4 protein-coding genes are annotated in these 10,960 nt (G+C 71.2%); all 4 read right to left on the reverse strand.

Annotation, left to right across the window (positions count from 1 at the left end; genetic code table 11):
* Positions 1 to 3: 3 nt before the first annotated feature.
* Positions 4 to 417, reverse strand: a complete 414-nt coding sequence (locus tag VGV60_17860; GenBank protein HEV8703141.1) for a response regulator — start codon at positions 415 to 417, stop codon at positions 4 to 6.
* Entirely contained in the window at positions 414 to 5,783 is a 5,370-nt protein-coding gene (locus VGV60_17865; protein ID HEV8703142.1) for a MopE-related protein, read from the reverse strand. The genes VGV60_17860 and VGV60_17865 overlap by 4 nt, the downstream gene beginning before the upstream one ends.
* A complete protein-coding gene (locus VGV60_17870; GenBank protein ID HEV8703143.1) occupies positions 5,780 to 8,548 on the reverse strand; it encodes a hypothetical protein in 2,769 nt (922 codons plus the stop codon). Before VGV60_17870 ends, VGV60_17865 begins: the two co-directional genes overlap by 4 nt.
* A gap of 16 nt (positions 8,549 to 8,564) precedes the next feature.
* Positions 8,565 to 10,960 (reverse strand): hypothetical protein (locus tag VGV60_17875; GenBank protein HEV8703144.1); only part of this gene is annotated, 2,396 nt, incomplete at its 5' end.

The raw sequence follows: 10,960 nt of genomic DNA on the forward strand, positions 1-10,960 counted from the left end.
CGCTCAAGGCGCGGGGGCCCGGGTCGGCCTGACGGGAACTCCGAGCCCGCGCAGGCGCGCGATCAGGTCCGGCACCGGCATCCCCTTGCTCCAGCACTCCAGCGCCCCGAGCCTCCTGGCCGCCCGCTCGACCGCGGCGCCGCCGAAGGCGGTCAGGAGGACCACCCTGGTGGCGGGCGCCCTCTCCTTCGCCCGCCCGATCACCTGGAGCCCCTCGAAGTCGGGGGCGCCGCTCAGACGCAGGTCGGTGATCACCAGGTCGAACGACCGCCGGCGGAGGAGTCCTTCCGCCTCGTCGAGGGTCGCGGCGGTGCGCACCTCGACCTGGTCCGATCTCAGGATCGTCGCGAGCGACGCGCAGAAGTCCACATCGTCGTCCACGACCAGGATGCTCTGAAGGGGGCGGGCGGCGGTCACGGGCAGTCGGCCGCGTCCGGTCGACGCGGCAGACCGCCGGTGCCCGAGCCGTACGACGCCTGGCCGGTCTCCCGCGCCAGGTAGAAGTCGGACTTGCCGATGGCCGGCGGCTGCGGATCGAACAGATAGGCCGCCGCGATCTGGCCGCAGGCGATCGGGGTCACGGTGCCGAGATGCACCTGGCCGTTCGCGATGCGCAGGTCGGCGACGTTCCCCCAGATGAGGTCGATCGGGCGCGGCAGCGTGAACCCCGTGGGGCAGGCGAGCGGATTGCCGAGGGTCAGGACGGGATCGCTCCCCGCGGCTCCGAGCGCGATTCCCACGCAGGACGGGGAGACGCAGGCCGCCTCCTGGTTGTCGATTCGCCCGTTGCAGTTGTCGTCCAGGCCGTTGCGGCAGACCTCCGGGATGCCGGGACGCACGGCCGGGTTGCTGTCGAGACAATCCCCCTCGCAGGAGGCGAGACCGTCCTGGTCCAGGTCCGCCTCGGCGGACGGGACCACGCCGTCGCAGTCGTCGTCGATCCGGTTGCAGGCTTCGGCGGCGCCGGGATGGCGCAGTGGATTGCCGTCGTCGCAGTCGCTCCGGCAGACCGCGTAGCCGTCCGCGTCGGCGTCCGCCTCGACCAGGAGGACGGCGCCGTCGCAGTTGCTGTCGGCCCCGTCGCAGATCTCCGGGGCGCCGGGATGGGCCGAGGCGAGGAGCGGGCGGCAATCGCAGGCGTCCCCGAAGCCGTCGCCGTCGCTGTCGGGATAGCCGTTCAGGACGTCGAACACGCCGTCGCAGGGGGCCGCGGGGATCGCGGCGGGGGCGGGATCGCAGGGGTCGCCCGCGCCGTCCCCGTCGCCGTCGATCTGCGACGGGTTGAACGACGCCGGGCAGTTGTCGCAGTCGTCTCCGCGCCCGTCGCCGTCGGCGTCCGCCTGCACGTAGATCCCGCCGTGCAGGATGGCGGCCGGATTGATCCCCAGCGGATCGTGCGGGCACAGATCGACGGTGTTCGGCAGGCCGTCGTGATCGGCGTCCGCCCCGGGCATCAGGAAGATGTAGACGGATCCGGCCCGGTTGCGCCCGGACGGACTGGCGTCGGGCGCCCCCACCGCCAGGTCGGGGCGGCCGTCCTCGTTGAAATCGCGCGCGGCCAGTCCCAGGCCGAGGTGATCGCCGTCCGCCTTGCCGGTGAGAAGCAGCGGAGCCCGGGCCTCCTCCTGGGCCGGGTCGAGCGCCGGGGCCCCCGGGCGCGGACTGTGCGCCACGACGCGCCCGCGCCCCGGCGGGGCGAACGGCGCGCCGGTGATGACCTCCCCTTCGTGATCGATGTCGAGGTCCTCGATCACGACCTCGTTCCCCTTGCCGTTGAGGGCCGGCCCCTCGATCTTGGTGATCCACGATGCCGGGCCGGCCAGGTCGACGACGCTTCCCGGCGACAACCGGGAGGAGGCCTCGAACCCGACGTAGACGGCGCCGCCGTCGGTCCCGCCGGGTGGTGTCGCGCCGTCGGCGAGCGGCGCCGACAGGACCAGGTCGGCCCGCCCGTCGTCGCTCAGGTCGCCGAGCCGCACCCTGCGCCCCGCGGCGTCTCCGGCCGCGGCCCCCTGGATCAGCGCCACCCGATTCGCGTTGGCGACCACGTTGACCACACCGCCCGGCGCGGAGTTCGAATCGGGATGGACGTAGGCGGCGCCGGCGAATCCCCGCCCGATCGGCGAGGCGTCCGGCGCGCCCGCGGCCGCTTCCGGCCTGCCGTCGCCGTCGAGGTCCCCCAGCGCCACGCTCGAGCCCAGATGCGATCCGGCCGCCCCGCGCAGCTCGAGCGCCGGCGGGGCCGTCGTGACCCCCAGGTCGTAGCTGGGGGGGCCAAAGTGATCCAGAAGAACGAGGACCGCGCGGCCGTTCTCCAGAGCGGGGGTCAGATCGAACGATGGGGCCCCGGCGAAGATGTCGAGATCGCCGTCGGCGTCCCAGTCGCCCGCTGCGACCGCCGCGCCGAGATGCTCACCCGCCTGGCCGCCGAGAATCGACACCTGCGCCGTCGCCGGCCCGATGACGATTTCCCCCGCGGCGAATGGCGCCAGGTAGACGAACACCGCCCCCTTCTCCGGCTCGGGCGGCTCGATCCATGTGGGACAGCCGATCACCAGGTCGTCGAGACCGTCACGATTCACGTCGGCCGCGAGCACGGAGGCGCCGCAGTCGCCGCCGCGCGCGTCGCCGAAGGTCGTCTCGGCGGGCTGCGTCGCCAGGTCGCGCGTCCCCCCGCCGAACGGCGGGCGCAGGCCGACGACGAGGACGCCCGGCAATCCCGTCGCCGCGCCGAAGGTCCATCCGGTGTACGCCACGGCCGCCCAGCCGGTCGAGCTCCCGCCGATCGGACCCTTGCCGGCCGCCAGCGAGCGGCCGAGACCGTGTCCCGCCCCCGCGCCGAGCAGAGTCAGGTCGGCCGCCTGCGCCGCCAGGTCGACCCGCTTCTGCGGCAGGCAGGTCCGCGAGCAGCCGTCGCCGTCCAGGAGATTTCCGTCGTCGCACGTCTCGCCGAACTCCAGAGCGCCGTTCCCGCAGCGGGCCGGATCGCACGCATCCCCCCGCCCGTCCGCGTCGGCGTCCGCCTGGGACGGGTTCGGCACGTACAGGCAGTTGTCCGAAACGTCCGGCACCCCGTCGGCGTCGCGGTCCAGCCTGTAGGTCGCCGACTTCACCGTCTCCTGGTTTCCGCCGGGGTCGATGGCGAAGTAGCGGACTTCGGTGTCGCTCGTCAGCATCAGGGTCGCGCGCCCGAGAAAGCGCAGGGTGCCGGCCTCGCCGGGGACCGGGTTGCCGCCGCCGGTCTTCATATAGATGGAGGCCCGCTCGTTGGTGAACAGATCGACCGGGAGCTCCGGTCCGGTGAAGTATCCCGGCGCGGGCGTGATCGACGTGACCGGGGCCACGGTGTCCGGGACCAGGTAGCCGCCGACCGAGGCGGCGATCTGCGCCAGGGCCGCCGGGTCGCAGTCGGCGGCCCGGATGGCGAAGACCAGGCTTCCCATGTTGGCGAGGAGGGAGGCCTTGCGGGCGGGGGTATCGGCCGCGAGCAGGGCGGTGTAGAGCACCGAGGCGCCGCAGCCGGTGTCGGACAGCGCGGGCGACGGACCCCGCGCGGGCGACGGACCCTGCACGAGCGACGGACCGAGGAGGATCGTGGCGCCCGACTTGGAGACCTGCGTGCCGGAGGCCGTGTCCGGCCCCGGGAGGGACGGCTGCGGGATCGACGGGCCTCCCTGCTGCTGCGCCTGCAGGCAGGCCTCGGCGAGCGCCTCGCCGCCGGCTTCGATGGCGGCCAGCGCCCCCACGTCTCCGCCCGCCTGGTCCACGATCGCGAGGATCAGATCCCCCTGCTGCCTGACGGCGGCGATGTGCTGCTGGGCGACGCCGTTCGCGGCATTTTCCGGCAGCTGCAGCTTGTCGAGGGCGATCGCCCCGACCACCACCCCCGAGATCGCCCCCGACTCCGCCTTCGCCCGCGCGGCCACGGCCAGAAGGTCGGCCGCGTCGTAGCCTCGCGTCAGCATGCCGGGAATAAGCGCCGCATCGAGCGTGCCGTCCGCCAGGTGCTGCGCCAGCGCCTCTTCGCTCGGGGTCTCGGCCGAGGCGCCGACTTCGGCGATCGTGGCCAGGAGATCGGTCGCGAACTGGGCGTACGGGTCGAGGACCGAGACGTTCGGGTCTCCGATCGACTTGTTCAGAAGGAAGGCGTGCGTGCCGGCGTCGGTCACCGTGGACAGAAGAATGAAGTCGGCCTCGGACAGCCCCTTGCCGGGACGGCCGAGCTGCGTGTTCTGCGGGTCGGCCGGGGGGGCGCCGAGATCCAGAAGACGCTCGGCCGCCTCGTGTCCCGCCAGAGCCGCCATGCCGCTCGCGGGGGGATCGAGCGTCACCCCCGCGAGGAGCTGGTTCTGTCCGTAGGCAGCCTGCGCCGCGGCCAGCCAGGTGTCGCCGTCGGTCCAGGTCGCCGGGGGGGTGACGGACGGCAGCTCGAAGGCCGCGATGAACCGGGTCAGCAGGACGTCGCCGTCCGGCTCGTTGTCGTCCACGGCCGCCGGCAAGGTGTCGGTGTTCGGCTCGGCGATCAGGATCGACCAGGTCCCGTCGGCATGGACGAGGGCCGGGAAGCTCGGCAGCAGGACCTTCCCCTCGATCGAGACGGTGCGCACCTTCGAGTCGGTCAGGGCCGGCGCCCCGTTCGCCGCCGTGCCGGACAGCACGTAGAGGCCCGGCGGGTTCGAAATGACGTTGGACGGCGAGAACGGATCGGTTCCCTGGAGGACCTCCACCAGGTCGCTGATGCCGTCGCCGTCGCTGTCGAGGTTCGGCTTCAGCGGATCGAATCCGGCCCGGGCCTTGCCGTCCGGCATGATCTCGTAGGCATCGGGGAGGCCGTCGTTGTCGCTGTCCGTCTGGAGCGGCTGGGCCAGGTCGTAGACCGCCTGGCGGATCGGTCCCTGCTGCTGCGTGACGTTGCAGCGCGCGAAGAAGGTCACGGTCGTGCTCTTGAAGACGTAGAGAGGCACCTTGAACGGATAGATGAGCGCGAAGGTGTCGGGATTGCCGATCACCGGAGTGTTGCCGTCCAGGGTGTAGAAGATCTGGATGCAGACATTGGAGAAGGTCGGCTTCAGCCGGATGGCGATCGTGCCGGCGTAGTCGTCCCCCGGCGGCTCGGCGAAGGCGTCGGGAGCGTTCACGTTCCCCGGATTGGCGCCGGCCGCGAGCGGCAGGTCGGAGCGCCCCCTGGTGCGCCGGTTCACGCCGACGCGATCGTTGCCGAGCTGGCCATCGAGCTGCAGGAGGATCGGGAAGTCGGGTTCCGGCGGCGGACTCACGCCGGCGAGGCTCGAGTTGAAGGTGAAGGTGCCGTTTCCGTTCCCCTTGTAGCGGTAGCGGGTCGCGGCGGGGGAGAGGCCGGCCGGATCGACCGACAGGAAGACGTCGAAATCGAGCACCCCGTCGAGAGGGGTCACGAGGTCGGCCAGCGTGAGGCCGACCACCAGCTCGTCCGGGTTGCCGATGGCGAGGGAGGGGCCGAAGTTGAAATTGCCGGCCCCCGTGCCGACCAGCGTCCCCACGCGGCTGTGACGGGTGCCGGCGCTGTCGAGCGTCTCGTACGCCACGAGCAGGTCGAAGATCCCGTTGCCGTCGACGTCCCCGCGCCGCAGCGTGCGCGCCTGATCGCCGAGCGCCCAGCGCACCGGCGACCGGAACGTGCCGTCGGCGTTGGCGTACTCGATCTCGACCGTGCCGTGCAGCGGTACGCTGCCGAGCGAGGGGGCCGGCAGCACGGCCGCGACCACGGCGAGCGCCGCCAGGCCGAAGCGCAGGGGCGGTCTCATGGCGCCACCGCCGTCGCCGGGCCGTGGCGGAACTCGAACTCGCCGCGGGCGCCCAGCCTGATGACCGTGTAGGTGTACGAGAGCCCCGGCTCGATGTCGGTGTCGCGGTAGGCCAGCTGCGTCGGATCGGGGGCCTGGAGATCGCAGCCGAAGGGGGGGGAGATCTGCTGCCACCGCGCGGCACCGCCCCGCTTCCGGAAGACGATGAACGGCCGGTCGTTGCCGCCGACGCAGCCGTCCGGCTGCGCGGTCCAGGAGAGGCTCATCTGGCCCGGCGCCGGCGTGACCGTCAGCGTCGCGAGCGGGCCCTGGAACCGGTAGTTGTCGCTTCGGAACTGCGGCCAGTCGAGCACGCCGTCCCCCGGCTGCCAGCCGTCCCAGACGTACGGGATGCTCAGCCCCTCCTGGGCGCTCCAGCCGATTCCGACCAGGCGCAGCACCAGGTCCTTCACGTCCGGCAGGTCGACGCGCATCACGTACAGGGCCTCGATGTCGTCGTAGTAGAGATAGGTGTCCGGCGGCGTTGGCGGAGGGTTCGCGCCGATGTGGATCACCTGGCTGAGCGGCTTGGCGGTCGCCTTCAGCGTCCACTGCGGAGGCGAGACGCTGGTGTCGGGCGGCCCTGCCAGGCTGCCGGGGTGGTAATGGACCACGAGCTGCTCCGGGGGAGGATTGGCGTCGTCCTGCCCCTGGTTCCGGACGTAGAGGGCGAAGCCCAGGAGCGCCTCCGGCTTCAGCGAGCGGAAGGTGATGTCGACGCGGCCGAGCGACTCGTCCACGACCGCCACCGAGACGATGCGCGGCGGCGGGATCGGATTCTTCCCCTTGAGGATGAACGCGACCTTGTTGGAGAAGGGGCCGAAGTTCATGCTCCGGTCGAACGTCCTGACGGTCGACCAGATCTTCGTGTCGATGAGCGGCGCGAAATCGAGCGGCACGTCCGGGGCGGAGAAGTCGGCCCCCGGCAGGTAATCCTGATCGTCGAACGACCGGTACAGCCGGCAGCCGAAGATGTCCCCCTGGTGGCCGCACGCGAGCCTGGGGGCGCAGCGGGCCGGATCGGAGATGATGATCCGGTCCCCCCCCGCCGCCACCCAGCGCTCGTCCGTGCCCCGGTCGTCGCAGCCCCCTCCGGTCGTTCCCGGCGGGCGCGTGCAGCAGGTGCCGGTCAGGGTCGCCGCGGGCGGCGGGACGATGTCCCGCGGCACGCACGGCACCCAGGCGCTGAAGCCGCTGGCGTTCCCCGCGCCGTCGAGCGCCTTCGCGGCGTAGAAGAACGTCTTGCCGGCGTCGGCGGGGGTGATCCCCGGATCGAGGTAGAGCACCTTGTCTCCCGAGACCGGCTGGGAGATTTCGACGAGGAACTGGTTGTCGGCGGGCGGCAGGACCTTCTTCGCCGGATCGACGCTGGCCCGGGGCACCCCCTGGACCGAGCGGTACAGACGGTACTTCGTCGTGTCGTCGCCGGCCCCGTTGTTGCGCTGCCAGGAGATCTCGCAGGTCTCGTGCGTCGTCCCCTGCGTCACGAGCTTCGAGTCCATGGCGTGCGGCGCATCGGGCGCCAGGCGATCGCGGGCCTGGCACTGAACCACGTTGGACGGCGCGCCGTACTGCCCCAGAAGGTTGCGCGCCAGGACCTGGTAGCAGTACCACTCCTGCGGGACCAGGGGGGCCGCCGGGGTGTCGGCCCCGTCGTCGCCGAAGTGGAACTCCTGGATCCAGTCGAAGACGGTCCGCAATTGATCGGGGGACAGCGTGTTCAGGTCGACGGTGTTGTGCGGAGAGCTCAGCGCCAGCTCCGGGTACTGGCGGCTGCGGAACTGCGCGATGGTCTTGCCGGCCAGGTTGTTCGGGAGCGCGGGGTCGCGCCCGCCGGCGTGGCACGAGACGCAGTGCGCGCCGAAGACCTGGAAGCCCTGCGACGCGTCCCCCGCCGAGTCGTGCACCACCGGGAACTGGTTCGCCCTCACGACCCCGGGCAGGCCCGGGGCGACCGGAGGACAGGTCTGGTTCGGGAGGCGCCGGGCGCGGTACACGTCGTACCCGACGCTGTACTCGCCGGCCGAAGCCGCCGGCTCGTCCCAGCGCAGGAACGTCGACAGGTGGCCGCGAGCGTCTCCCATGTCGATGCAGGCCGCGCTGGCCGCCGAGATCGGCGGAGGCGTTCCGGCGGTCGCGCTCGCCCCCCCGAGGCGCTCGACACGGAACCCCTGCGGGTCGAGCCCCCACACTTCGTAGACGTACGTCGTCCCGGGCAGGACCGTCTCGTCCAGCCATCCCAGGCCGAGGGCCAATGCCGCGCCGTAGTTCTGGTCGGGGAGCAGCTTCAGCTGTCCCTTGGCGGCGCCGGTGACTCCCGGCTCCTGCATCGCCAGGAGGGCCCCCGCGTAGCCGGGGCCGAGGCTCGCCTGGATTCCAAAAAGCGCGTCGGACCGGCCGGGGGCGGTGAAGACCGCCTCGATCGCGGCGACGGTGGTCAGCGGGCCTATCGGATCGGGGTTCAGCTTGGAGAAGGACGACTGGCTCGAGGTGCGGCGCAGAACGTCGTACCAGGTGTAGCGCCTGGCCACTCCTTCGACGACCGCCCAGCGGACCAGGACGCGGTTGGCGCTCGCGTCGGCCACCGCCTGCACGATCGTCCGCTCGCTCGCCGGCTCGGCGAAAAGGCCGGCGGGCGTCGCGGCGATCGAGACGAGGAGGGCGCAGAGAGGGCGGCGCCACGTGTCCCGCATCCAGTCCCGGTTCCAGATGTGAATCCCGCGCATCGTCATCTCCCTGTGGTCACGGTGCGGCGCACTCGACGTCGGGGCCGTCCAGGGTCAGGTTCAGGTCCTTCGGCGGGTAGGTGCCGGTGACCTTGGCCTCGAAGACACAGGCGGCGCAGAAGTCGTCGTCCAGGACGTCGGCCGGCGTGTCCCAGTCCTCCTCGTCGCAGAAGCCGACGCCTCCCGCCACCCAGAAGGCCCCGGTGAGCTTGAACAGGTCGTTGACCTCCCCTCCCATGAGGGTGAAGTCGCCGCGGATCGAGACCAGGCACGCCCCCTTGCCGGACATCCAGCCGCGCACCTTGCCGCCGAGGTTGCCGGTGACGTACCAGCCACCGACCTCGATACCGGCTGAGACCCAGAACGGGCAGCCGAAGTCGAAGATGCGCGCGTGGACCCCGAGCTTGAGGAACCCGCCGTCGAACTTGGACACGCCCGACAGGAAGTCGGCGACGTTCGGATCGACCTCCCGCAGCGGCGTCATGTCCTTGCAGTTGCCGAGCAGGACGGCGCCGTTCCCGCCGTAGCCGTCGAAGTTGAGCTTCGCCTCGGCCGAGAAGTACCAGTCGCCGTCGTTCCAGAACTTGAGCGTCGCCCCCAGCTTGTCGAACCCGACACCGGACAGCCCCCCCTTGGTCAGGTCGACGCTGCCGGTCAGGCTCTTGAACTCGAAGTAGGGGGGGACCGAGTTGATGGCATAGTCGAAGTCCCACTTCATCCCGGGGAACTCGGGGAACGGGATGTCCTGCTTCCCGGGAAGCTCCATGTTCTTGGACGCGTCGGGGAGCTGCTCGCGCGTGAACTGCGTGATCGCCTGCCCGGAGTTCTTGACGTGCCGGTCGATCGTCAAAAGCGACGAGTCCATCTTGAAGAACTGCCCCTCGGTGTCCAGGTTCGAGGCAGCCTGCACGGCCTCGAGGTTCTGGAGATCGTCGGAGAAGTCGAGGAACCCCGTGAGCCGCGAGGCGTTCATCGGCGGGCTCTGGTTCTGCGGATTGACGTTGAAGGTCCCCTTGGCGTCGGGATGCTCGGCCAAAGGGGCCAGGATGCCCGGATCGCCGGCGAGGATGCTCCTCAAGGCCTCGGCGCCACCGAGGTCGTACGGCGCCGGGACCTGGCCGCCGAGCGCCTGCAGCGCGCCGTCGAGCTGGCCGGACCACGGAGCGTAGAGCGCGGGATCGAGGATGGCGTCGAGCCGGTTCTTCGAGCCGGGCTTCAGCGCCCCGTAGAGGCGGAGCACCGCGGTGGGGCCGAGATCTCCCCCCTCCAGCTCCGGCCGTCCGGGTGTGGGAGGGCGCAGCAGCAGTCCGCTCGCGACCTTGACAGAGCCGAGATCGAGGACGGCGGCCGGATCGGGATCGCTGTTCGGCGCGAAGGCGAACAGGGTCCCGCGGGCGCGGAAGTCGTCGTCGAGGTCCATCTGGTTGGGGTCGGCGGGGTTCTTGTTCCAGCCGTCGTTCGGATCGGCGGTGGCGCTCGCCGGGACGTAGTCCACGCGGAACGGCAGGGCGATCTTGTCGGCCGCCAGCTTGCGCGACGCCTCGATGAAATCGGAGTTTCCGGGAAGGGAGGGATCCCCTTCCTCGTGCAGATCGACGAGGTGGCTCGTGTCCTGCTGGCTCCGGCGCTGGATGATGACGCCGGCCGGCGTCAGGCCGAAGAACGGCAGCGACAGGTCCCCGTGGGCGTCGTAGTAGCCGTACGGCTCGGTGGTCCCCACCTCCGGCGGATCCGGGCTGCCGGCCTGCCCCCAGTCGTTGAGGACGAAGTTCTCCACGTGGTACTTGTAGGGCTGCGCGGCCGGGGTCCCGTCCCCCGTGTACTTGTCGCGGTCGAGCTCCAGGGGCGCGACCACGAACGGTGTGATCGGTCCGGGGTTGCCTTGTGGATCCAGCCCGAACCCGGAGACCGGGTCCGGCTCGAAGCGCGGCACCGGGGTGATCGCCTCGACGCAGACCGAGTTGGCCTTCGTCCCGGGGCACACGTCGGACCCCGCGGAGTTGTCGGGCGGACAGGTCAGGCTCGCAAGCGGCTTGTCGGAGAAGTCGAGGCCGTACGGGAAGAAGGTCGCGTCCCAGTAGGCCAGGTTCTTCTTGAGCAGGACTTTCGGCGTGCGCGCCTCGTCGAGGGCCCCGCAGCCGCAGATCTGCATGTCCTGGAGCGGGATGTCGGTGTCCGACGGCCACGGGACGACCAGCCCCCCCGTGACGATGGTGTCGGCGTGCTCGCTGTGATCCTCCTTGAAGGCCAGGCCGAAGCGCGTGAAGTGGAACGAGAAGTCGCCGGCGCTCCCGAAATCGAACGCGTCGTCGCCGCCGTCGAACACCCCCGTGATCCCCGAGCCGCGGGCCACGAGCGCCATCTCGCGATCTCCCTGCGCGGCGTTCTGGGGATTGATGCCGAACGCGATCG

This window comes from Candidatus Polarisedimenticolia bacterium (assembly GCA_036001465.1).
Lineage (GTDB): Bacteria > Acidobacteriota > Polarisedimenticolia > Gp22-AA2 > Gp22-AA2 > Gp22-AA3.